Raw genomic sequence first — 22,923 nt, forward strand, 5'->3', positions numbered from 1 at the left:
GAGCATTTCCAGCAAAAGTGTGAAACGTCTACGCGGGGAAATCAGTTCACCGGACTGATTTCTTATCCCGCTTCGATGCCTTGGATAATGCGATAAAACAAATAGTTAGAGCGGTTCCGGCGATTCTGTCAGAACAGGAACCGCTTTAGGCTTCCCGCTCGTACGGGTGGGAATGGCCATCAATGCCATATCGATGATCTTCTGCACCGCGGCGCGCGAATTGCCGTCGCGGGCTTCAAAAGAAATGCTCTGCTGGATCATGTGATAGAATTCGGTCATCTGCACGATATCGGAGTCGGCCGGCAGGTCGCCCGCGGCTACCGCTTGCTGCAGGCGGTTTGAAAGCCGCTCATGATTGGCGTGACGGATGGCCTGGAGAAATTCCTTCACAGGCACATTTTCCGGTTTGCACTGGATCGAGCAGACGCTGATCATGCAGCCGCCCGCCGGGCAGGCAAAGGCGCTGTCGGCGGATTTCTCCAGCCATTGGCGCAGGCCCTCATGAATGGTGGGCGCATTTTCAAGCGCGTCGAAGGGGACGGCGCCAATGGTGCGGCGATAATAGTCGACAGCTTCACGGAATGCCTGCTCCTTGTTGCCGAAGGCGGCATAGAAGCTTGGCGGCGTGATGCCGATGGCGGTCGTGAAATCGTTGATCTGGGCGCAGTCATAGCCCTTGGCCCAGAAAACTTTCATCACCTTGTCCAGCGCCGCGTCGCGGTCGAAGCTGCGCGGACGTCCGCGTGGAACCATTTTTCTCCCTTTCTATAATCATCCTTATATAATTCTCTTGACCCTTTCGGGCAAGTCGATATTTATTATATAATCAATACTATATAAATAGGATTCGTCCCATGAACGATACGTGCGATTCTGCCCTGGCGGCGGAAGGGGTCCCTGCGTCCGCGCAAAAGGCGCGGGCAATCCCGCTCGTCGTCTATTGCCTCAGTCTCGGCGTTTTTGCGCTCACGACTTCCGAACTCATGATTTCGGGAATGCTGCCCTCCCTTCAGGTGGCGTTCGACCGTTCCATTGCCGATATCGGCAATCTCATCTCGCTTTACGCGCTGGGCATGATGATCGGCGGGCCGCTGGTAACAATATTGTTTCTGGCGCTGAAGATCGAGAACAAGCGCGGGCTCCTGCTTTTGCTGGTCTTTTATGCGGCCGCGCAAAGTGTAGCCGCTTCCACAAGCAGTTTTCAGGTTCTGCTGATCGCGCGTGTGCTGACCGGCATGGCTGCGGCCACGAGCTTCGGGTTGATGCTTGCCATCACGGCGCAGCTTGTCGGACCGGAACTGCGCGGGCGCGCGTCCTCGCTCGTCTTCGCAGGCCTCATGCTTTGCACCGTCTTCGGCGTCCCCATCGCAACGGCAATCACCAATGCGTTCGGCTGGAGGGCGAGCTTCTGGGCCATTGTTGTTCTGATCCTCGTCTGTGCGCTCGTCATTGCAATCAAGATCGAATCTTCGCCCGATGCGCCGCAGGCCGATCTGCGCTCCGAACTGAAGGAAATGCGCAAGCCGAAACTCTGGGCCGCCTACGCCACAAGCGCGCTGGTCATCGGCTCTTCCTTCGCCGTCTACAGCTATCTGTCGCCGATCACGGTGCAGCTTGCAGGTTTCTCGGCCATGCAGGTGCCATTGCTGCTTGCCGTTTATGGCGGCGCCAATATCGTCGGCAATTATGTCACCGGGCGCTTTGCGGATCGCCACACGATCCCGACCATCGCCATCGGCCTCGTTCTGATGCTGTCTGCCATGCTGATCTTTGCGCTTTTCGCAGAATTGAAGCCGGCGGCAATTCTCGCCATCGTGATGATCGGCCTGACGGGCATTGCGCTCAACCCCGCCTTCATTGCGCGGGTGATGCGGATCGCTCATCCCGGGGCGCTGGTGAACGCGATGCATGCATCGGTCATCAATATCGGTCTCGGTCTCGGGCCGTGGATCGGCGGACAGGCGATGGAGGCCGGTTATGGCCTGCATGCGCCGCTATGGGTGGGTTTCGCCATGACGCTGGGCGGGCTTCTGACGCTCGCTCCACCAGCCTTGCGCCGGATGTAAAAAGGAAGGGAGCCCGTGAGGCTCCCTTTTTGTTTGGGGCATCCAATCAGAGACCGGTCAGCGCAAGCTGGTGTTCATTGTAACGCTCGCCTGCAATCAGGTTCGGCGTGGACACTTCGTCCAGGCGCTGCAGGTCTTCCGGCGTCAGTACAACTTCGACGGCTTTCACATTGTCTTCCAAATGGCGGATTTTGCGCACGCCGGGGATCGGCACGATGAAATCACCCCGGCTCAATACCCAAGCCAGCGCCAGTTGTGCGGGCGTGACCTGCTTTTCCTGCGCGATCTCCACGATGCGATCCACCTGCCGGTTGTTGGCTTCCAGATTGCCCGGCTGGAAACGCGGCAGCGTCTTGCGGAAATCGTCTTCTGCAAGGTCCGACTGCGAGCGCACCGTGCCGGTCAGCATGCCGCGCCCGAGCGGGCTATAGGGTACGAAACCGATACCAAGTTCACGGCAGACTGGCAGAACACCCTCTTCCGGATCGCGAGCCCATAGGGAATATTCGCTTTGCAGCGCGGCGATGGGATGGACGGCATGCGCGCGGCGCAGCGTGGAGGCGCCCGCTTCGGAAAGACCGATCGCCCGAATCTTCCCCTCATCGATGAGGTCCTTCAAGGCGCCGACCACATCTTCGATCGGCACGGACGGGTCGACGCGATGCTGGTAGAACAGGTCGATCACATCGATACCGAGCCGCCTCAGGGAAGCCTCGGCCACGTCGCGAATATGCTCGGGACGGCTATCGACACCCTTCATCTGCCCGTCTTCAATCCTGAAGCCGAACTTCGTTGCAATCGTCACCCGCTCCCTGAAGGGCTTCAGCGCCTTGCCGACGAGTTTCTCGTTCTCGAACGGGCCATAGACCTCCGCCGTATCGAAAAAAGTCACGCCGAGATCGACGGCGCGGTGCAGTGTGCGGATCGCGTCCTGCTCGTCCTGTCCGCCATAGGCATAGGTCATTCCCATGCAGCCGAAACCAAGGGCGGAAACGCTCAATTGCGGGCCGAGTTTGCGCTGTTGCATTTGTAGTTCCTTTCGAATGACTGATTGAAAGTACTGAAATTTGTGCGGGAAATCGGGAGGCGAACCGGCTGGAGGCACTTTCGGGGTGGCTGCAGTCCGGAGGGATCATGCCGTGAACCATAAAACAGGGCGATCAGTTCGATAATACCGATTTATTTTCACGGGTTGTTCTGTAATTTATAACAATGAATCGAAGCCAACTGTCACAGCTTGCCGTTCTTGCCGCCGTTGCCGCGCATGGAAGTTTTCGGGGTGCGGCGCGGGAACTGGCGATTGCCCCCTCTGCCGTCAGCCATGCGGTGGCCACGCTGGAGGACAGTCTGGGCGTGCGCCTTCTGGCGCGCACGACGCGCAGCGTCGCGCCAACGGAGGCGGGCCGCCGGCTTCTGGAGCGGCTTGCGCCCGCGCTGGCGGAAATCGATCAGGCATTGGGCGCGGCGCTGGAGACCAAGGACCGCCCGGCGGGAATCCTGCGCATTTCCGCCCCGCTCGTCGCCACGCAGCTGATGCTTGCGCCTCGCCTCGGTGAATTCGCCCGGCTCTATCCCGACATCACGCTGGACCTGCGCATTGACAACGCCTTCACCGATATCGTCGCTGCCGGTTTCGATGCGGGTGTGCGGCTTGGCGAAAATCTGGAAGCCGACATGATCGCGGTGCGACTCGGCGGCCCGCAGCGCGGCGCCGTGGTGGGATCGCCAGCCTATTTCGAAGCCCGTCCGGCCCCTTCGCATCCGCGCGATCTGGCGCGGCACCGCTGTTTGCGTCAGCGCTTTCCGGGAGGGCGGCTCTATCGCTGGGAGTTCGAGAAGAACGGCCAGATCGTGGAAATCGGCGTCGAAGGGCCGCTGATCGCCAACGACAACGGCATCCTGCTCGAGGCGGCGCTCGCCGGTGCGGGGCTGGTCTGGCTGTTCGAGGATTATACGCGGGATTTTCTGGCCGAGGGTCGGCTGGTCCGGGTTCTGGAAGACTGGTGCGCGCCCTTCGAGGGTTTCCACCTTTATTATCCAAGCCGCCGCCAGATGCGCCCGGCATTGCGCGCATTCATCGACTTTTATCGCCATGGAACAGGAACCGACAGATGAACACGCTGCCGGAGCATTTGCGCTGCGCTGGTCTCTCGCCTTCACGGCAGCGGAATGTCTTTTCGCAGATCGTGCTGGAAAGTCCGATGCTGGCCGACGCGCTGCATCGGCTGCAAGACCTGGGCGGAAAGGCGTCCGGGTCCTGGCTCGTCTCGGGCGCGCTCTACAACACCATCTGGAACCGGCTGACTGGACGGCCCAACCTGCATGGAATCAAGGATCTCGACATCATCTATTTCGACGACAGCGACCTTTCCTGGGAAGCGGAGGATGCGGTTATCGCGCGGGGCGCCGAGGTCTTTCGCGGTTTTCCACTTCCCGTCGAGATACGCAATCAGGCACGGGTGCATCTGTGGTTCGAAAAGCGGTTCGGACAGCCTTATCCGCCGCTTCGTTCCGCGACCGAAGCCATAGAGCGTTATTCGACGATCGCCCATTGCGTAGGCGCGCGGCTGGCCAAACACGGCGAGACGGCAGAGGATGGGCTCATCATCCACGCTCCTTTCGGTCTCGACGATATTTTTTCGTTTCGCATTCGGCCCAATCGTGCCATCGATAACCGCGAAACGCATGAAATCAAGGCGGCCCGCGCGCTGCAATTCTGGCCGGAACTGACCGTTCAGGGCTGGGACGCGCCGGAATGAATTCATAAGACGAGGGAATTGCATGTTTCGTTGGGGTATTCTTTCCACCGCCAGGATCGGTGTCACGCAGGTGATTCCCGCACTTTGCGCGTCCGAAAATGGCGTCGTTCATGCCATCGCAAGCCGTGATCAGTCACGTGCCCGATCGGTTGCCGACCGCTTTGGTGCGCCGCTGGCATTCGGTTCCTATGAGGAGCTCCTCGCAAGCGACGCCGTCGACGGCGTTTATATTCCGCTGCCCACTTCACAGCATATCGAATGGAGCCGCAAGGCAGCCGAAGCGGGCAAGCATGTCCTGTGCGAAAAGCCGATCGCGCTCAAGGCCGACGATATCGACCAGCTCATCGCGGCCCGGGACAAGCATCAGGTCACGATAGCCGAAGCCTTCATGGTCTATTACCATCCCCAGTGGATCAAGCTGCGCGAACTTTTGGCCGAAGGCGCCATCGGCAGGCTCCGCCATGTGCAGGGTGTCTTTTCCTATTTCAATGTCGATCCGGACAATATGCGCAACCAGCCGGAGCTGGGCGGCGGTGCTCTGCCGGATATCGGCGTCTATCCGACCGTCGTCACCCGTATGGTCACTGGTCAGGAACCGCTGTCGGTCCAGGCGTCGGTGGAATATGATCCCGCCTTCGGCACCGACCGCTATGCCAATGTTTCGGCCCGTTTCGACGGCTTCGATCTGACCTTCTACGTCGCGACGCAGCTTGCAGGACGCCAGACAATGGTTTTCCATGGCGACAAGGGTTTCATCGAAGTCTATGCGCCTTTCAATACCGGTAAATATGGCCACGGCAGCATCGCGCTTTTCGATGCCGGACACACACGAGCGAGCGAATGGTCGTTCGGTGATGCCAATCATTACCAGCTTCAGGCCGAAAGCTTTGTGCGGGCCGCACGCGGCGACAGGGATGCGCGGCTGTTCTCGCTTGAAAATTCCAGGGCGAACCAGAAATTCATCGATGCGATCTATCGCGCGGGCAAAACCGGCGGGAGCGAGACAGTCCGTTGATCCTGTAAGGATTATCGGGCAAGGAATCTGTCTTTGTCCGGTTCTTGTGACTTGCAGTGAAAAACCGCGTTTCTTATATACGCCTCGCACAGGGCATTGATGTGCGTCTGGAAACCGGGACCGGTATCCGGATATGCATCGTGAAAAGAGCATTGTGAAACCGATAGGAACCGCCCATGGAACGCTCGGTAGAGGTCTTGGCGGTTTGCTGAATGGAGAGAAATATGGCTAAAGTTATTGGTATCGATCTGGGAACGACCAACTCCTGCGTATCCGTCATGGACGGCAAGAACGCGAAGGTCATCGAAAATGCCGAAGGTGCGCGTACAACCCCTTCGATCGTTGCATTCAGCGATAGTGACGAACGTCTCATCGGCCAGCCTGCAAAGCGTCAGGCCGTCACCAATCCGGAAGGTACCATTTTTGCGGTCAAGCGCCTGATCGGCCGCCGCTTTGACGATCCGATGGTCGCCAAGGACAAGGACCTGGTTCCATACCAGATCGTCAAGGGCGACAATGGCGATGCCTGGGTTGAAGTCCACGGCAAGAAATATTCCCCGTCGCAGGTCTCCGCGATGATCCTTCAGAAGATGAAGGAAACCGCTGAATCCTATCTCGGCGAAACGGTCACGCAGGCGGTCATCACCGTTCCGGCCTACTTCAACGACGCTCAGCGCCAGGCAACCAAGGATGCCGGCAAGATCGCCGGTCTTGAAGTGCTGCGCATCATCAACGAGCCGACTGCGGCAGCGCTTGCTTACGGTCTGGACAAGAACGATGGCAAGACCATCGCTGTCTACGACCTTGGCGGCGGCACCTTCGACGTGTCGGTTCTTGAAATTGGCGATGGCGTCTTTGAAGTGAAGTCGACCAACGGCGACACCTTCCTCGGCGGTGAAGACTTTGACATGCGTCTGGTCGAATACCTCGTTTCCGAGTTCAAGAAGGAAAGCGGCATCGACCTCAAGAACGACAAGCTCGCTCTGCAGCGCCTCAAGGAAGCTGCCGAAAAGGCCAAGATCGAACTGTCGTCCTCGCAGCAGACCGAAGTCAATCTGCCGTTCATCACGGCGGATGCCACCGGTCCGAAGCACCTTGCCATCAAGCTGTCGCGCGCCAAGTTCGAAAGCCTGGTCGACGATCTCGTCCAGCGCACCATCGAGCCTTGCAAGGCAGCACTGAAGGATGCCGGTCTCAAGGCTGGCGAAATCGACGAGGTTATTCTGGTCGGCGGCATGACCCGCATGCCGAAGATCCAGGAAGTCGTTAAGGCCTTCTTCGGCAAGGAACCGCACAAGGGCGTCAATCCTGACGAAGTCGTCGCCATGGGCGCGGCAATTCAGGCCGGCGTTCTGCAGGGCGACGTCAAGGACGTTCTGCTGCTCGACGTGACCCCGCTTTCGCTCGGCATCGAAACGCTGGGCGGCGTGTTCACCCGTCTGATTGACCGCAACACCACGATCCCGACCAAGAAGTCGCAGACCTTCTCCACCGCCGAAGACAACCAGTCGGCCGTGACGATCCGCGTCTTCCAGGGCGAGCGTGAAATGGCTGCCGACAACAAGATGCTCGGCCAGTTCGACCTCGTCGGCATTCCGCCCGCACCGCGTGGCGTGCCGCAGATCGAAGTGACCTTCGACATCGACGCCAACGGCATCGTCAACGTGACGGCCAAGGACAAGGGCACCGGCAAGGAACACCAGATCCGCATTCAGGCATCCGGTGGCCTGAGCGATGCCGACATCGAAAAGATGGTCAAGGACGCCGAGGCGAATGCCGAAGCCGACAAGAAGCGCCGCGAGGCCGTGGAAGCCAAGAACCAGGGCGAAAGCCTCGTTCACTCGACCGAAAAGTCGCTGAGCGAATATGGTGACAAGGTTTCGGCTGACGACAAGAAGGCCATTGAGGATGCGCTTGCAAGCCTCAAGACCGCACTTGAAGGCGATGATGCCGACGACATCAAGGCCAAGACGCAGACGCTCGCCGAAGCTTCCATGAAGCTCGGTCAGGCCATGTATGAAGCCGCTCAGGCTGCTGAAACCGGTGCTGCCGGCGGTAGCGAAGAGAAGGCTTCAAACGACGATGTTGTCGACGCCGATTATGAAGAAATCGACGACGACAAGAAGAAGTCGTAATTTCAGGCTTAATACGCTCAAGCCCGGGGTTTGCCCCGGGCTTTTGCCAATTTTCGAGATGTTCATATTCGCAGGTTTTGTATAAGCCTGCATGTTGGCCGGTGTCGGTGGAATACCGATGGAAATATCGGGCAAAGCCTCCATTTGAAAAATCGCTCTGGCCTGCATACATCTTGAAAAGCACGAGACGGTTTCGGGCAAAGTGGGTGTTGATACTGAAACCCGGAGTGCTCCTCCGACATATGGGTCGGGAAAGGCACTTCGATTGATGAACAATTGGAAACGCTGGCCCCTGACAAGTGTTGAACGCTTCGGGGCGTGTCGCACGAATCTGGGGACCGGTTTCGGGATACGATGTCCGTGAAAACAAAAGGCGCGTTCCTGTCGCCGGGATAACGAACTGATGAAGATCGACTACTACGAAGCTCTGGGTGTTGAAAGAACAGCAGACGACAAGACGCTGAAGACAGCCTTTCGCAAACTCGCCATGGAATATCATCCGGATCGCAATCCGGATAATCCGGAAGCTGAACGCAAGTTCAAGGAAATCGGCGAGGCTTACGAAACGCTGAAGGACCCGCAGAAGCGTGCCGCATATGACCGGTTTGGCCACGCAGCCTTTGAAAATGGCGGCATGGGCGGCGGTTTCGGCAACGGTTTTGCCGGCGGGGGCGGCTTTGCCGATATCTTCGAGGACATTTTTGGCGAGATGATGGGCGGCGGTCGCCGTCGCTCCAATGGCGGACGCGAACGCGGCGCCGATCTTCGCTACAATATGGAAGTGACGCTGGAAGAAGCCTATGCGGGCAAGACCGCGCAGATCCGCGTTCCGACGTCCATCACCTGTGACGAGTGCTCCGGTTCCGGCGCGAAGGCCGGTTCACAGCCGACCACCTGTACCATGTGTTCGGGTTCGGGGCGCGTCCGCGCTGCCCAGGGCTTTTTCTCGGTCGAGCGCACCTGCCCGACCTGTAACGGCCGCGGGCAGATCATCAAGGACCCGTGCGGCAAGTGCCACGGCCAGGGCCGCGTCACGCAGGAACGTTCGCTGTCGGTCAATATTCCGGCAGGCATCGAGGATGGTACGCGTATCCGTTTGGCCGGTGAAGGCGAAGCTGGCATGCGCGGCGGTCCGTCGGGCGATCTCTACATCTTCCTTTCAGTCAAGCCGCATGAGTTTTTCCAGCGCGACGGCTCGGACCTTTATTGCAAGGTGCCGATCTCGATGACGACGGCAGCGCTTGGCGGCCAGTTCGAAGTGTCGACGCTCGACGGCACCCAGACGCGGGTCAAGGTTCCGGAAGGCACGCAGAACGGCAAGCAGTTCCGCCTCAAGGGCAAGGGCATGCCGGTCCTGCGGCAGGCAGCCGTCGGCGATCTTTATATACAGATCGACATCGAGACGCCGCAGAACCTGTCCAAGCGTCAGCGCGAACTGCTCGAAGAGTTCGAAAAACTATCCTCGCAGGAGAATAGCCCGAAATCAGCCGGGTTCTTCTCAAGGATGAAAGAATTCTTCGAAGGTATCGGAGAATAGAAATGGGAGCCTTTCGGCTCCCTTTTTTGTTCTTTTCCTTATTCACGCCTTGCTTAGGGAATTCAAAGCGGCATAAACTTGTCCAATAACGACAATGGGAGCAGCGAGAATGGCAGGACAGCTCGGCAGGAAACTGGCCGCTAAGTTCGATGAGGAAATTCGTTTTTTCAAGGGATGGATAGACGGGCCGAAAGCCGTCGGCGCCATCCTGCCCACGAGTTCCGTTACCGCGCGCCGCATGGCGAGCGTCATCGACACCGGTTCCGGCCTTCCGGTTCTTGAACTTGGACCGGGTACGGGCGTCATCACCAAGGCGATCCTGAAACAGGGCGTGAAACCTGCCGACCTTTATTCCATCGAATATTCGCAGGACTTCGTGGATCACCTGAATACGATCTTTCCGGAGGTCAACATCATTCAGGGTGATGCATTCGATCTCGACAGCGCACTGGGCGAGAAGAAGGACCAGAAATTCGACTGCATCATTTCTGCCGTGCCGATGCTCAACTTCCCGATGGACCGGCGCATCCAGCTCGTGGAAAGCCTTCTTTCGCGCATTCCGCGCGGACGGCCCCTGATGCAGATCACCTATGGTCCCTTGCCGCCGGTTCCCGCCGGCCGCGGCAATTATACCGTTCAGCACTATGATTTCGTGGTGCGGAACGTGCCGCCGGCGCAGCTCTGGGTTTATCGCAGCCCACTGGTGTAAATTCTCGCGAGGCTTTCATGACTGCACGTATTCTCGTCTTCGCGGGTTCGGTTCGCATCGGCGCTTTTTCCGGACATATGGCTGATGCAGCCGAAAAGGAGTTGCGGATGCAGGGGGCTGAGGTCACACGCATCACGCTCGCCGACTATCCGCTGCCGATCATGGACCAGAACCTGGAAAAGGAACATGGCGTTCCCGAGAACGCGATGAGGCTCGGTCGTCTGTTTGCCCAGCATGACGGGCTGATGATCTGTTCGCCGGAATATAACGCCTCGATCCCGCCGCTTCTGAAAAACACCATCGATTGGGTCAGCCGCATCTCGAAGGATGGCGACCAACCATTCAGGCCTTATGCCGGTCTGACGGTGGGTCTCTGTTCGAGTTCAGATGGCGTGTTTGCGGGAATGCGGGGGCTTTATCACCTGCGCGCCGTGCTGATGAATGTCGGGGTGCAGATCGTCACGGAGCAATGCTCCGTCGGTCATGCATCCATGGCGTTCAATGAGGATGGAACGCTGAAAGAAGAGCGCAGCGCCAGGATGCTTTCTGCTGTCTGCCGCAGCCTCATCACGCGGGTGGAAGAAGCAAAAAGCTGATTCCATCTCTTTCGCAACGGGTCCTGTTGTGCGAAGAGAGTAAAAATCACCACGGAGACTCTCATGACGACGACAGATTTGCGCGATCAGCTGATCGTGGGCCTTGACGTGCCGACTATTACTGAGGCGGAGAAGGTAGTCGAAGAGTTGGGGGACGCCGTTTCCTTCTACAAGATCGGCTACCAGCTCGTATTCGCGGGCGGTCTCGATTTCGCAAAAAGCCTTGTCGCGGCGAAGAAAAAAGTCTTCCTCGACATGAAGCTCCTCGATATCGACAACACCATTGCGAAGGGCGTCGAAAATGTCGCGAAAATGGGCGTTTCCATGCTCACGCTTCATGCCTACCCGAAAGCGATGCGGGCAGCAGTGGAAGCCGCAAGGGGATCGAACCTCTGCCTCCTGGGCGTTACGGTTCTGACCTCAATGGACAATGCGGATCTGCGGGAAGCCGGATATTCCGGCGATGCGGAAACGCTGGTGCTGAAGCGGGCCGGTCAGGCGCGCGAGGCGGGCATGGGCGGCATTGTCGCTTCTGCCGTGGAGGCTGCAGCCATCCGTCAGGCGGTCGGCCCGGACATGGCCATCGTCACGCCGGGCATTCGTCCAGCCGGTTCGGAAAAGGGCGACCAGAAACGGGTCATGACACCTGCCGACGCATTGAAAGCCGGAGCCAGCCATCTGGTCGTCGCACGTCCGATTGTCGGCGCGGCTGATCGGAAAGCGGCGGCCCTTGCCATTCTGGAAGAAATGCGCTCGGTTGCGTGAAAGAGTTACTGGAGGAGAGAGCATGACCAAAGCTTACTGGATTGCCCGCGTGGACGTCCGTGATCCCGAGCGATACAAGGACTATGTGTCGACGGCGAAACCGGCATTTGAGCGTTATGGCGCAAATTTCATCGCACGCGGCGGCAAGGCTGAAGCCGTTGAAGGGCCGGGTCGCGCCCGCAATGTGGTCATCGAATTCGAGACCATGCAGCACGCGCTCGATTGCTACAATTCTCCAGAATATCAGGCGGCGAAGGCGATCCGGCAGACGGTCGCCGATGGCGAGATCATCATCGTCGAAGGTGTTTAGATCAAAGGGCCCGCAAGGGCCCTTTTCATTTGCTATTCAGAGTCGAACCGGGGGATCGTGCCGTCCGGCAACTGTGAGATCAAGCAGTAACACCTTTCCGGCATGGGGATCGGACTGACGAGCCTCATCGTCCAGGCCTTCATGTGCACTTGTCACGATCAGCGCCGTCGCATCCGGCCCGACGAAAGCGGGGCACGATGGCTGGCCCACAGGCAGTGGAACGGAGCGGATCAGGCGGCCTTGCGGTGAATAGGCATTGAGCGATCTGCCGCCCCAGCAGGCATTCCACAGCGTGCCTTCGGCATCAACGACTGATCCATCGACGCCGCCCTCTTCGGTTCGGTGGTGGAAGACGCTTTTGTCGGATACCGGCAATCCGGTTTCGGGGTCCGTATCAACCCGCCAGATGATGTTGCGATCCGTATCGGCAAAATAGGCGATCTTTCCGTCAGGGGAAAAGCAGATCGAATTGGTGATCGTGATGCCGGAAAACAGCTTTTTCACCTGACCTTCGCGATACCACCAGATGGAGCCTGCATCGGGTTCGGCTTTTTTGCCCATCGTGCCGATCCAGAACGAGCCTGACGGATGCACGCGCGCGTCGTTGGAGCGGGTGACTTCATTGTCTGCTTCAAGCGGGTGATGAAGGGTGAGGCGCCCGTTGGCGCGCTCACGAATGAACAGGCCATGTTCGCTGACGATCAACTGCCGGTCGCGGTCGATCACGGCGAGAGCGCTCGCTTTCATGCCCAGCGCATGGACGTGGGTTTCGCCGCTGTCCCAGTTCTTCTCGATCAGTTTCTGGCCGAGAATGTCGAACCACCAGACATTTCCGCTCAAGGGATCATAGCCGGGGCCTTCGCCCAGTTCTGCTACATGGTCGGCGAACAGCGTAGTTCTAACAACGGTCACATTTTCCTCCCGAAACGCCTGCAGCGATTTGCAGCTACAGTGCCAGCATAGACAATGGAAGAAAACTGATCCAGTTCAGCTTCACGCACTGAAAAGGCGCAAGCGAAGTCCGCGCGGATTGAGAGAAAGGACTATGTTGCCTGGTCATTCCGTTTTAGATTTCCCGCAACTTCGAATCGCGAGGAAATCATGGCTCTCAAAGTCGCGGTCCAGATGGACCATATCAGCACGGTGAATATCGCGGGCGATACCACATTCGCCCTTTCGCTCGAGGCGCAGAAGCGCGGTCATGAGCTTTACCATTATACGCCGGACCGGCTTTCAATGCGCGATGGCGTCGTATCCGCCCGCCTCGAAAAGATGGAAGTGCGCGACATCAAGGGCGATCACTATACGCTGGGCGAGCCAATCCGCCGCGACCTGTCGGAAATGGATGTGGTGCTTCTGCGTCAGGACCCGCCTTTCGACATGAACTATATCACCACCACTCATCTTCTGGAGCGGATTCACCCGAAGACACTGGTGGTCAACGATCCGGCATGGGTGCGCAACAGTCCCGAAAAAATCTTCGTGACGGAGTTTCCCGACCTCATGCCGGAAACGCTGATCACCAAGGACCCGCAGGAAGTCATGGATTTCCGTCGCGAGTTCGGCGACATCATCTTGAAGCCGCTTTACGGTAATGGCGGTGCTGGCGTGTTCCATCTGGCCGATGGCGATCGCAACCTGACCTCGCTTCTGGAAATGTTCGGTCAGTTGTTCAAGGAGCCCTTCATTGCGCAGCGCTATCTGAAGGACGTGCGTGCTGGCGACAAGCGCATTATCCTGATCGACGGCGAACCGGTAGGCGCAATCAATCGCGTGCCGTCGGAAACCGATGCCCGTTCCAACATGCATGTCGGCGGGCGTGCCGAACAGAGCAAGTTGACGCCGCGTGAACGCGAGATCTGCGAGCGCATTGGCCCATCGCTGAAAGAGCGCGGCTTCATTCTGGTAGGCATCGATGTGATCGGCGACTACATGACCGAGATCAACGTCACCTCGCCAACCGGCATCCGCGAAATCCAGCGTTTCGACGGAACCAACATTGCGGCCTTGTTTTGGGATGCGGTGGAAGCCAAGCGGTAGGAACCTGCCCTCACTTCGTTCTCTTATTGTTCTTGAATTCGCCGCTCGCTCGTGCTTAACTCTCTGAGTTGTATTTGAACTTTATCTCACTTGAGAGATGTGGTGCGTGGCGAGCGGGGGCACATGGTCGCGCGGGTTGGGACGGTTGCTTTTCAGGGCATAGAGGCTGTGCCTGTCGACGTGCAGGTGATGGTGGCGCCAGGCAAGATGGGCATGTCCATAGTCGGCCTGCCGGACAAGGCTGTGGCGGAAAGCCGGGAGCGGGTGCAGGCGGCCCTCCACGCTTCCGGCCTGTCCATGCCAACCAAGCGGGTGACGGTCAATCTGGCGCCTGCCGACCTGCCGAAAGAAGGGTCGCATTATGATTTGCCCATTGCTGTCGGGCTTATGGCGGCAATCGGCGCCATTCCAGCGGATGCGATCCAGTCCTATCTCGTTCTGGGTGAATTGTCGCTCGACGGTTCGATAACATCGGTGGCGGGTGTCCTGCCGGCTGCAATCGGCGCTAACCGGGAGGAGAAAGGGCTTATCTGCCCGCATTCCTGCGGTCAGGAGGCAGCATGGGCGGGTGCCGACATCGACATATTGGCGCCACGCAGCCTCATCGCCCTTGCCAACCACTTTCGCGGCACGCAGGTTTTGACTCGGCCGGAACCATCCATGCGGATTTCCGGTGAAACGGAACTCGATCTTGCCGACATAAAGGGGCAGGAGACCGCCAAGCGGGCGCTTGAAATTGCCGCCGCTGGCAACCATAATTTGCTGCTTGTGGGACCGCCGGGATCAGGCAAATCCATGCTCGCCCAGCGATTGCCATCCATTCTGCCGCGTCTTTCTCCGCGCGAATTGCTGGACGTGTCGATGATCGCCTCGATTGCGGGTGAGCTTTCGGGCGGAAAACTGTCGGACCGCCGTCCGTTCCGCGCACCGCATCATTCGGCATCAATGGCGGCAATGGTTGGCGGCGGACTGCGCGCACGGCCCGGCGAAGTATCGCTTGCGCATAATGGCGTGCTGTTTCTGGATGAGTTTCCGGAATTCTCGCCGCAGGTGCTGGATTCGCTGCGCCAGCCGCTTGAAACCGGCGAATGTCTGATTGCCCGCGTCAATCACCGCACCAGCTATCCGGCGCGCTTTCAACTCATTGCCGCCATGAATCCCTGCCGCTGCGGCATGGCGGGCGAACCGGGGCATGTCTGCGCACGCGGGCCGCGTTGTCAGGCTGATTATCAGGCCCGCATTTCGGGGCCCCTTCTGGATCGTATCGACTTGCGGGTGGATATGCCCGCTGTCTCTGCCTTCGATCTCATCAAGCCGTCCCGCTCGGAAACAAGCGCAGCGGTCGCGCAACGTGTCGCCCGCGCCCGCGCAATACAGAGCGAGCGCTATTCCGCGCTCGGTCTGGAACCCTCCATGACCAACGCCTATTGTTCGGCCAAACTGATAGAGGAGGTCGCGGAGCCGGATGCGGCAGGACTGAAGCTTTTGCGCGATGCGAGCGAGCAGATGCATTTTTCCGCCCGCGCCTATCATCGTATCCTGAAAGTGGCCCGCACGCTGGCGGATCTCGATGGAAGCGACAAGGTGGGCCGCATCCATCTGGCCAGTGCCATTTCCTACCGCATGGGCGCGGAAAGGCTGGTTTCAGCAGCCTGACCACCTTTAGCGATGTCCTTGATGAAATTCAGCGTGGCGCTATCGGTTTCCAATGATGGAGGACAGTTCTTTCCTCACATGAATAGCACCAGTAGTGTCCCTGATGGGGCTGGTCATATTGGCGGCTGATTGGAAGTCCCGCAAGATAACAGAGAAGTATCGTGCCGGAGCCGCCATGGCCGACAATGGCAGTATCGTGCGAAGCCGAGAGCCGTTCCACGCATTTGAAACCCTGCATGATGCGGTATTGTACATCAATGGCCCGCTCCCATCCGCGAATGCTGTTGTCTGGGGCCGAAAAGAACTGGTCGGCCACCATTTCGTGCTGGTCGGGAGGCAGAAAGCCGGTGGGGCTTCGGTCGATTTCACTAAAACGATCGTCGGTCGACGGAACTATTCGTAAAACACCGGCCAGAATCTCGGCGGCTTCAATTGCCTTTGTTTCAGTACTGGACCAGATAGACCTGATCGATTGCAGCTCAGGCCGACCGGCAAAAGAACGCATCCGTTCGATACCACGCTCCGAAAGGTTCCACGATGGAACAGGCTTTGCCGGATCGACGATGACGTCCGGATGCGAGATGAAATGGATTTTTGCCACGCGCCGCCCCGCAATAATCACATCGTTATGAGGCTAAGGGCGCGAAAAGCGCCCGTCGCCAGCCCTATCCGGCTCATATTCCAAACGTCACAAGACCATTCTCGTCGATGGCCCAGGCCGGGTTCCAAGCAATTTCCCAGGCGTGATCGTCGGGGTCGGCGACATAACCGCGAAAACCGCCATGGATTGGCGCGTCGGCCGGGCGCAATAGTTTGCCGCCAGCCTCAACCAGCCGGTTCATCAGCGGCGTGACCTCGGCTTCCCGCTCCACATTGTGAGCAAGCGAAAAGGCCCCCGGCTGCAAGAGACCATCTCGGTCCATGTCGGATTCGAGCGCCGATTTCAGAAAGGTTCCGAGAACGAAACCGTTCATCTGATAAAAGATGATTTCGTCATTCTCGAAAACCGGAATCCAGCCGAAGCCTTCCGTGTAAAAGCGACGTGAACGCCCCAGATCGGCGATGCCAAGTGTGATGACGGAGATTTGCTGTTTCATAACCAAGACCTCTTGTTCTCCAATGCACCATTGCATCGGAGTGAAAGGTCAAGGGACTCGACGCATCTGCCAAATGACGGCAATCGCGAAGGCCAGGACCCGCTTTGCAACGGGGATCGGGCTAACCGCTCCGATCTCTCCTTTTTAGACCCGGAACGGATAGCACGTTCCGGGGCATTTTCCAAACAGATGGAGAGATCGCAATGTCAGCGCACTGAGCCGACGAGAAGATTGTCGGGACCTTCAATGGTAACCCAGCGACCGGTGTCGTTCGCGGCCTGACGCTTCAGATAAGTGTAATCCGTCTCGTTCCAGCGCATGACTTCGTCCGTCAGGTTATCAAGAACGAAATCGCCGCGATCGGTGCGAACGGTGAGGACCGCGTGCCCTTCGCCGTCCGGCTTGCGTACGACGGTGATCAGAAGATCGGTGAGCGGGATGCCGGCCTTCTGCAATTCACGCTGCTTCAGCAACACGTAATCTTCGCAGTCGCCAACGGTGGTCGGATAAGCCCAGTATTCCTCGACGCCGTAGATTTCCATGTCGGTCATCGGCTTGATGCGCTCGTTGATCGCAAGGTTGATCTCGACGATGCGCTGCCAGTTCGAATGGTTGAGTTGCAGCGCGCGGGTGTCTCGGCTGGTGATGCCGCATTCCTTGGGCTCGCGCTTGCAGAATTCATAATGTCCGATCGGCTGCGAGGTCAGCTTGCCGGTCTGCATGAAGTCGCCGGAGGCTGCTTCCGCACCAAAGCTTGCCATCAGCAGCGAGACTGCGAAACCGGCGGCCGCCATAATCTTTGTGGTCGAGCGAACAACGCAAAACATACTCAACGCCCTTTGGCTCTCGCCATTACTCATTTATTAACGAAACGTTAATGTCTGAAATAGTCCGGAGTCAATTCGGTTTGCCTCGCGATCGCTGACTTCTTAATTAATGGTTAATGCGGGTAACTCCCTATGATGCAATCTGTGATTGAAGTTGTCAGCCATCGGAAAGCCAGCTCCGACGGTAAAAATTACCCATAATTTTGCCACGGTCCGGGCGCTTGTTTTTTGCCTCGAATAAGCCAATTGTTGGTGTTCGACCGGATCGGAATGATCCCTTTGCAAAGGCCAGAAGATGACAGGCGCAACGACGCGCAAGGCCACGGCAGACGACATAGATGCGCTCCTGCGCATCGAGGAACGCTGTTTCGAGACAGACCGGATTTCCCGCCGTTCCTTTCGCGCCCTCATCGCGCGGCCGACCGCAGAAACCATTGTTGCAACGGTGGATGGCGCAGTCATCGGCTATGCGATGATCCTGTTTCGCCATGGCACCGCGCTGGCGCGGCTCTATTCCATAGCCGTCGATCCGGAGGCCAAGGTCAAGGGCGTCGGCTCGCTTCTGCTGCAGGCGGCGGAAACAGCGGCTTATGACCACGACCGTCCATTGCTGCGGCTTGAGGTGCGCGAGGATAATGAGCGCGCCATTGCGCTCTATAAGCGGCACGGCTATCGCCCCATCGGGCGCTATCTCGATTACTATGCCGACCATTCTGACGCGCTGCGATTTGAAAAGACGGTTCGCGGTGACATTTCGCCGGTCACCGCCTTTCCTTATTACGAGCAGACGACCGATTTCACCTGCGGCGCGGCCTGCCTGATGATGGTGCTGGCCCGGCACAATCAGGAAACCCGACTCGATCCAGTGCTGGAAGTCCGTCTGTGGCGCGATGCGACCACCATCTACATGATGTCGGGGCCCGGCGGTTGCGAACCCTTCGGACTTGCAGTTGCCGCGCATGAACGCGGACTGAAAGCATCGGTCATCGTATCCATCGAGGATATGCTTTTCCTGCAATCGGTGCGTTCGGAAGAAAAGCGGAAGGTCATGCAACTGGCCCAAACCGATTTCCGGCAGCGCACGGAAGCCTATGCCATACCGGTGGATTATCGCAGCTTTACCCTTCACGACATTCTGACGGCCCTGCGCCGGGGAGCGGCAGTGATCGTGCTTGTCAGCGGTTATCATATGTTCGGCAAGAAAGTGCCGCATTGGGTGCTGGCCCATGGCGAAGACGGGCGTCACATTCTCATACACGACCCCTGGGTGGAGGAAGAGCTGGGCGAGACCATCGCCGATGCCGCAAATGTTCCTGTTCCCTTTCACATTTTCGACCGTATCGCGCGGTTCGGCAGTGACGGGCTCAGGGCAGCCGTTATTCTGGAAAAAAGGACGGACTGATGACGATCTGCGTCATTCTGGTAGGACGCCTCTCGGATATCGATAATGGGGCGACGCCACACAAGGTCATGACCACACGCGATTACCTCGCACATCCGTCGCTCTTCAATGGCCAGTTGCGCCCGCGGATCATCAATCTGTCGCGCTCCTACGCTTATCAGAGCCGCGGCTATTATGCTTCGCTTCTGGCGGAAGCGCGAGGACACCGCATCATCCCTTCCGTGGAAACCATGATCGATCTCTCGGAACGGCGGCTCTATGAAAACGCCATTCCCGAACTTGAAGACATGCTGAACAAGGCGCTCGGCAAGCATCCGGAAAAGGCACCCGAGACAATCCACGTGCATTTCGGACTTGCCGACAGCCCCGACTTTGAAAAATTCGGACGGCTGCTCTTCGACTGGTTTCGCGCGCCATCGCTGGAAGTATCCGTCAAGCCAGGTGAATGGGCCCGAATCCAGAAGATCGGCTTTGCCAACATCGCCAAGTTTTCCAAGGACCAGAAGGAGCGTTTCGAGGAGGCGCTTGACCGATATACCCAGCGCGAGTGGCGCGCGGCGCGCCCAAAGGTGCCAGCGCGCTATTCCTTCGCAACGCTGTGCGACCCGAAGGAAGCGATGCCGCCGTCAACCGTTTCAACGCTGAAGCACTGGGCAAGGATCGCGGCAAGGCTCGGCGTGGAAGTGGAACCGATCGGCAAGCGCGATCTGCCCCGGCTTGCCAATTTTGACGCATTGTTCATCCGCGAGACGACGTCGATCTCCAATCACACCTATCGTTTCGCCCGCCGGGCACAGCAGGAAAACATGCCGGTGATCGATGACCCAATGTCCATGATCCGCTGCACCAACAAGGTTTATCTGCATGAATTGATGCAGGCCAACGAGGTGGCGGTCCCGCCAACGGTGATGATCGCGGGTGAGGAGGACCTGGAACGCGCCGCCGACATGCTCGGCTTTCCGATGGTCATCAAGATACCGGATTCGTCGTTCTCGCGCGGGGTGAAGAAGGTGAAGGATTTCGGCGAACTGAAAGCGCTTGCTGCCCTGTGGCTGGAGGACAGTGATCTCCTGCTGGCGCAAAAATACATGCCGACAAAGTTTGACTGGCGCGTCGGCGTTCTGGACGGCAAGCCGCTCTTCATATGCCAGTATATGATGGCCAAGAACCACTGGCAGATCGTCAAGCACGATACGGGCGGCAAGCCGCTGGAAGGCGGGTTTCGATCCTATGCGCTGGGCGACGCGCCGCCATTGGTGCTGGAAACCGGCTTACGCGCGGCACGCTGCATTGGCGACGGGCTTTATGGCGTCGATCTGAAGGAAACGGACGATGGGGTGGTCGTGATCGAAGTCAACGACAACCCTAATCTTGAACACGGGATCGAGGATGCCGCCGAAAAGGACGAGGTCTGGATCAATCTGACCCGCTGGTTCACCGACAGGCTGGATCGGAGATAGCATTCCCCAAAAGCGAAAACCGGCTTTTAGGGGAAGAATATGAAAACAGTTGGACGGAGCATTTCCAACGATCAAATCTGGATCGAAAATGCTCCATGTCCAGCGACTGAACGCGACCTTGCTGGATCACAAAGGCGTAAAGCAGACCTTGGTGTGTCCTGCGCCAATGAAGCCGAGCCGGCCTGCGGCGCCCTTGGACAGGTCGAGGACGCGCCCCTTGATGAACGGGCCGCGATCGTTGATGCGCACGACAAGCGACTTGCCGTTTCTCTGATTGGTAACCTTGACCTTGCTGCCAAGCGGCAGGGTGCGGTGGGCTGCGGTCAGGCCGGACGGGTTCATGCGTTCACCCGAAGCCGTACGGGAAGTAAGGGCGTACCAGGAGGCACCGCCGCATTGCTGTGCTGAAGCCTCGATTGCGGTGGCCGCGAGAAGACCGGTTGCCGCAACGGCAAGCATAGCCATACGGGTCTTGAAAGTCATACCAGTTCCACTAGTTGTTAACGGGGTGTCCCACAGTTGTCGCTGAGAAAGACGGTTCCGAACTGGAATCTAAATGTGGCGCTGGCGTGGTTCGAATGAGAACATTATGCGATAACTGAATCTATATCCGGCAGGGAAAATCATCCTATACTGACCGTTGTTTACTTAATGGCTTAAACACAACAAAGGAATATTAGGAAGTGTTCGCGCCATTTACTGTAAAGCTGTTTACGATTCGTTAGGAATCTGCGGCGGCACTTCGCTGTGCCTTGATTTCGCGCGCCCGTTGCAAGAAAAGCTGCTTTCGTGTGTGGCAGCTGGCCCCGGCCGCGATGCAATTTTTATTTGCAAGCTAAGTTTTCAGCATCGGCGGCAAAGTTGACTAAATGAGGCGTTTTGGGGGCAGAATTGCAATTTCTGACTGTGCTTGGGAAGCTCTTGTCGAACTTTGAAAGTTATCCACAGGCCCGAAAGAGGGTGAGATGACGTTTCTTTGACTGCTATCACCCTGCACGAAAGCGTTGAATTCCTGCTATAAGCGTTCAGACCAGACGACGGAACGCCATGCAGGACCACCCGGAAAAAGACAGGATCGACGCCGCTTCGCCCCCAATCTCGGCGAGCAAGCGGATCGTCTATCTTTGCCTCGGCTTTCTCATGCTCGGACTTGGCATTGTGGGTGCCTTCCTGCCGGTCATGCCGACAACGATCTTCATCATTTTTGCTGCATGGTTCTTCGCGCGGTCGTCGCCGAAGATCGAGGCCCGGTTGCTCGCGGATCAACGTTTCGGACCGTTGGTCATAAAATGGCGCGAGCGTGGTGCCATTCCGCCGCGCGCCAAGCTCTACGCCTGTCTTGGCATGGCATTCGGATATGGAATTTTCTGGTGGGGCGCCAAACCCGGCTGGCTGCTGGCAACAGCGGTAACGCTGTTCATGCTCGGTTCTGCCGCCTATGTGTTGTCTCGCCCGAACGAGTGAGTTTAGACCGGGTAATGCCTCAACTTTAAGGCTTCCCGTTCTAACCACCTACGGGGTCACGTCGAACCCGAACCATTTTTCGGATAGCCTTTTGATAGTGCCATCGGCCTTCGACGCCATGATTGCAGAATCGAATTGGCGCTTGAGATCAGCTTCGTCCTTGCGCAGACCGACAGCGACCCCGCGTCCGAGCAGGCCGCCTTTGAAAAGCGGCCCGGTCATGACGACGTTGGAATAGGCCTGCGTCTTCTGGATCGTGTTCAGATAGGATCGGGCGGTGACCTGCATGTCGATGCGTCCGTTTGCGAGATCGAGATCGACCTGCTCGGCGGTTTTATACTCGCGGATGGTGGTTCCTTCTCTGAAATATGCATTGATCAGAGATTGGGCTATCGATCCACCCACGACACCGACGGTCGCTCCCTTTATCGCGGTATTCACATCTTGAAGGGCTTGCTCCGTTTCATGCTTATTGTCCGAAAGGTCCAGGTTCTCCTCCATGTGAGGCAGCTTGCTGTAGGGACCGTCGCGCAGGGTGGCGAAGACTTGCGGCGTGCGGCCGTAGGATACGGAGAAATCGATGACTTTCTCACGCGCTTTTGTTGCTGACAGCGCTCCCATCACAGCATCGGCTTTGCCAATCTGCAGGCTTGTTATGATGGCGTCGAAGGGAATGGCGATAAAATTGCATTCGACTTTCATCGTCTGGCAAAGGTGCTGGCCCAGCTCGACCTCATAGCCGTCGAGCGTGCCATCGGACCGCGTGAGATTATAGGGCCGAAAATATCCTTCGGTAGCAATGGTGAGCACACGGCTTTGAGCTTGGGACTGCGATAGGGAGCTCGCGAGCGCAATTATCCAGACGAGGTTGAACAGACGTGGATAGATCACTGCGGAAACCTTGTATTGTCACTTTGTCGTTCAAAGCATAGGTCTGGAGAGGCGGCTGGGTAAATTGGCTGGAAATTGGGAGCCGTTATTCGGTGGCCGGTCGATCATTCGAAACCGACACTCAGGCGGTGGACGAACGCCGCATTATTCTTTGCCGGTTCAAGGCGCGGCAAAACCCCACAAAATCACTGGCA

At 57.9% G+C, this 22,923-nt stretch carries 23 protein-coding genes; 15 read left to right on the forward strand and 8 right to left on the reverse strand.

Annotation, left to right across the window (positions count from 1 at the left end):
- Positions 1 to 105 precede the first annotated feature (105 nt).
- Positions 106 to 753 (reverse strand): TetR/AcrR family transcriptional regulator, encoded by a 648-nt coding sequence (locus tag ACS5UA_RS21585; protein WP_006468103.1) that lies wholly within the window; start codon positions 751 to 753, stop codon positions 106 to 108.
- A gap of 101 nt (positions 754 to 854) precedes the next feature.
- On the opposite strand from ACS5UA_RS21585, the gene ACS5UA_RS21590 reads away from it, so the two are divergent.
- A complete protein-coding gene (locus ACS5UA_RS21590) occupies positions 855 to 2,066 on the forward strand; it encodes an MFS transporter (protein ID WP_063619837.1) in 1,212 nt (403 codons plus the stop codon).
- A gap of 46 nt (positions 2,067 to 2,112) precedes the next feature.
- Here the strand turns inward: ACS5UA_RS21590 and ACS5UA_RS21595 are convergent, their stop codons facing one another.
- A complete protein-coding gene (locus ACS5UA_RS21595) occupies positions 2,113 to 3,093 on the reverse strand; it encodes an aldo/keto reductase (RefSeq protein ID WP_112671876.1) in 981 nt (326 codons plus the stop codon).
- A gap of 185 nt (positions 3,094 to 3,278) precedes the next feature.
- Between ACS5UA_RS21595 and ACS5UA_RS21600 the strand changes: the two genes are divergently transcribed.
- From ACS5UA_RS21600 to ACS5UA_RS21640, 9 genes are all read left to right on the forward strand, one after another.
- On the forward strand, positions 3,279 to 4,181 hold the full coding sequence (locus ACS5UA_RS21600) for a LysR family transcriptional regulator (RefSeq protein WP_063619839.1): 903 nt from the start codon (positions 3,279 to 3,281) through the stop codon (positions 4,179 to 4,181).
- Positions 4,178 to 4,825, forward strand: a complete 648-nt coding sequence (locus tag ACS5UA_RS21605) for a nucleotidyltransferase family protein (protein ID WP_112671877.1) — start codon at positions 4,178 to 4,180, stop codon at positions 4,823 to 4,825. Before ACS5UA_RS21600 ends, ACS5UA_RS21605 begins: the two co-directional genes overlap by 4 nt.
- Before the next feature lie 22 nt (positions 4,826 to 4,847).
- Positions 4,848 to 5,840, forward strand: a complete 993-nt coding sequence (locus ACS5UA_RS21610; protein WP_253176161.1) for a Gfo/Idh/MocA family protein — start codon at positions 4,848 to 4,850, stop codon at positions 5,838 to 5,840.
- 224 nt (positions 5,841 to 6,064) lie between these two features.
- A complete protein-coding gene (gene dnaK / locus ACS5UA_RS21615; protein WP_021587596.1) occupies positions 6,065 to 7,975 on the forward strand; it encodes a molecular chaperone DnaK in 1,911 nt (636 codons plus the stop codon).
- Positions 7,976 to 8,378: 403 nt separating this feature from the next.
- Complete coding sequence (dnaJ, locus tag ACS5UA_RS21620) at positions 8,379 to 9,512, forward strand: molecular chaperone DnaJ (RefSeq protein WP_006468111.1); 1,134 nt, start codon at positions 8,379 to 8,381, stop codon at positions 9,510 to 9,512.
- Positions 9,513 to 9,621: 109 nt separating this feature from the next.
- Positions 9,622 to 10,221, forward strand: coding sequence for a phospholipid N-methyltransferase PmtA (pmtA, locus tag ACS5UA_RS21625; protein ID WP_006472612.1), 600 nt, complete (start codon positions 9,622 to 9,624; stop codon positions 10,219 to 10,221).
- A 17-nt stretch (positions 10,222 to 10,238) separates the two neighbouring features.
- Positions 10,239 to 10,817: an NADPH-dependent FMN reductase gene (locus ACS5UA_RS21630; protein WP_021587598.1), complete on the forward strand. Its 579-nt coding sequence runs from the start codon at positions 10,239 to 10,241 to the stop codon at positions 10,815 to 10,817.
- A 63-nt stretch (positions 10,818 to 10,880) separates the two neighbouring features.
- On the forward strand, positions 10,881 to 11,582 hold the full coding sequence (gene pyrF, locus ACS5UA_RS21635; RefSeq protein WP_112671881.1) for an orotidine-5'-phosphate decarboxylase: 702 nt from the start codon (positions 10,881 to 10,883) through the stop codon (positions 11,580 to 11,582).
- A gap of 22 nt (positions 11,583 to 11,604) precedes the next feature.
- Entirely contained in the window at positions 11,605 to 11,892 is a 288-nt protein-coding gene (locus ACS5UA_RS21640) for a DUF1330 domain-containing protein (protein ID WP_112671883.1), read from the forward strand.
- Positions 11,893 to 11,928: 36 nt separating this feature from the next.
- Here ACS5UA_RS21640 and ACS5UA_RS21645 read toward each other — a convergent pair whose 3' ends face one another.
- A complete protein-coding gene (locus ACS5UA_RS21645; protein WP_112671885.1) occupies positions 11,929 to 12,804 on the reverse strand; it encodes an SMP-30/gluconolactonase/LRE family protein in 876 nt (291 codons plus the stop codon).
- Positions 12,805 to 12,993: 189 nt separating this feature from the next.
- On the opposite strand from ACS5UA_RS21645, the gene gshB reads away from it, so the two are divergent.
- Complete coding sequence (gene gshB, locus ACS5UA_RS21650) at positions 12,994 to 13,932, forward strand: glutathione synthase (RefSeq protein WP_063619846.1); 939 nt, start codon at positions 12,994 to 12,996, stop codon at positions 13,930 to 13,932.
- A 123-nt stretch (positions 13,933 to 14,055) separates the two neighbouring features.
- Positions 14,056 to 15,588: a YifB family Mg chelatase-like AAA ATPase gene (locus ACS5UA_RS21655; RefSeq protein ID WP_112671887.1), complete on the forward strand. Its 1,533-nt coding sequence runs from the start codon at positions 14,056 to 14,058 to the stop codon at positions 15,586 to 15,588.
- Between the two features lie 28 nt (positions 15,589 to 15,616).
- Here the strand turns inward: ACS5UA_RS21655 and ACS5UA_RS21660 are convergent, their stop codons facing one another.
- From ACS5UA_RS21660 to ACS5UA_RS21670, 3 genes are all read right to left on the reverse strand, one after another.
- Positions 15,617 to 16,189 (reverse strand): histidine phosphatase family protein, encoded by a 573-nt coding sequence (locus ACS5UA_RS21660; RefSeq protein ID WP_112671911.1) that lies wholly within the window; start codon positions 16,187 to 16,189, stop codon positions 15,617 to 15,619.
- A gap of 73 nt (positions 16,190 to 16,262) precedes the next feature.
- Positions 16,263 to 16,685, reverse strand: coding sequence for a VOC family protein (locus ACS5UA_RS21665; RefSeq protein ID WP_112671889.1), 423 nt, complete (start codon positions 16,683 to 16,685; stop codon positions 16,263 to 16,265).
- Between the two features lie 206 nt (positions 16,686 to 16,891).
- Complete coding sequence (locus ACS5UA_RS21670) at positions 16,892 to 17,512, reverse strand: transglutaminase-like cysteine peptidase (RefSeq protein WP_006472618.1); 621 nt, start codon at positions 17,510 to 17,512, stop codon at positions 16,892 to 16,894.
- Positions 17,513 to 17,807: 295 nt separating this feature from the next.
- Here ACS5UA_RS21670 and ACS5UA_RS21675 point away from each other — a divergent pair, with 295 nt between their 5' ends.
- Both ACS5UA_RS21675 and ACS5UA_RS21680 read left to right on the forward strand, forming a co-directional pair.
- Positions 17,808 to 18,914: a GNAT family N-acetyltransferase/peptidase C39 family protein gene (locus tag ACS5UA_RS21675; protein ID WP_025089836.1), complete on the forward strand. Its 1,107-nt coding sequence runs from the start codon at positions 17,808 to 17,810 to the stop codon at positions 18,912 to 18,914.
- Positions 18,914 to 20,374 carry a RimK family alpha-L-glutamate ligase gene (locus tag ACS5UA_RS21680; protein WP_006472620.1) on the forward strand — a complete coding sequence of 487 codons (1,461 nt, stop codon included), beginning with the start codon at positions 18,914 to 18,916 and terminating at the stop codon, positions 20,372 to 20,374. The genes ACS5UA_RS21675 and ACS5UA_RS21680 overlap by 1 nt, the downstream gene beginning before the upstream one ends.
- A gap of 126 nt (positions 20,375 to 20,500) precedes the next feature.
- On the opposite strand, the gene ACS5UA_RS21685 is transcribed toward ACS5UA_RS21680, so the two are convergent.
- Positions 20,501 to 20,857, reverse strand: a complete 357-nt coding sequence (locus tag ACS5UA_RS21685; protein WP_006468123.1) for a septal ring lytic transglycosylase RlpA family protein — start codon at positions 20,855 to 20,857, stop codon at positions 20,501 to 20,503.
- A 564-nt stretch (positions 20,858 to 21,421) separates the two neighbouring features.
- Between ACS5UA_RS21685 and ACS5UA_RS21690 the strand changes: the two genes are divergently transcribed.
- Positions 21,422 to 21,838 carry a YbaN family protein gene (locus ACS5UA_RS21690; RefSeq protein WP_112671891.1) on the forward strand — a complete coding sequence of 139 codons (417 nt, stop codon included), beginning with the start codon at positions 21,422 to 21,424 and terminating at the stop codon, positions 21,836 to 21,838.
- Between the two features lie 48 nt (positions 21,839 to 21,886).
- Here ACS5UA_RS21690 and ACS5UA_RS21695 read toward each other — a convergent pair whose 3' ends face one another.
- Entirely contained in the window at positions 21,887 to 22,729 is an 843-nt protein-coding gene (locus tag ACS5UA_RS21695) for a transporter substrate-binding domain-containing protein (RefSeq protein ID WP_112671893.1), read from the reverse strand.
- Between the last annotated feature and the right edge of the window lie 194 nt (positions 22,730 to 22,923).

Origin of the sequence: Brucella sp. RRSP16, assembly GCF_052246815.1 — a bacterium.
GTDB lineage: Bacteria > Pseudomonadota > Alphaproteobacteria > Rhizobiales > Rhizobiaceae > Brucella > Brucella intermedia.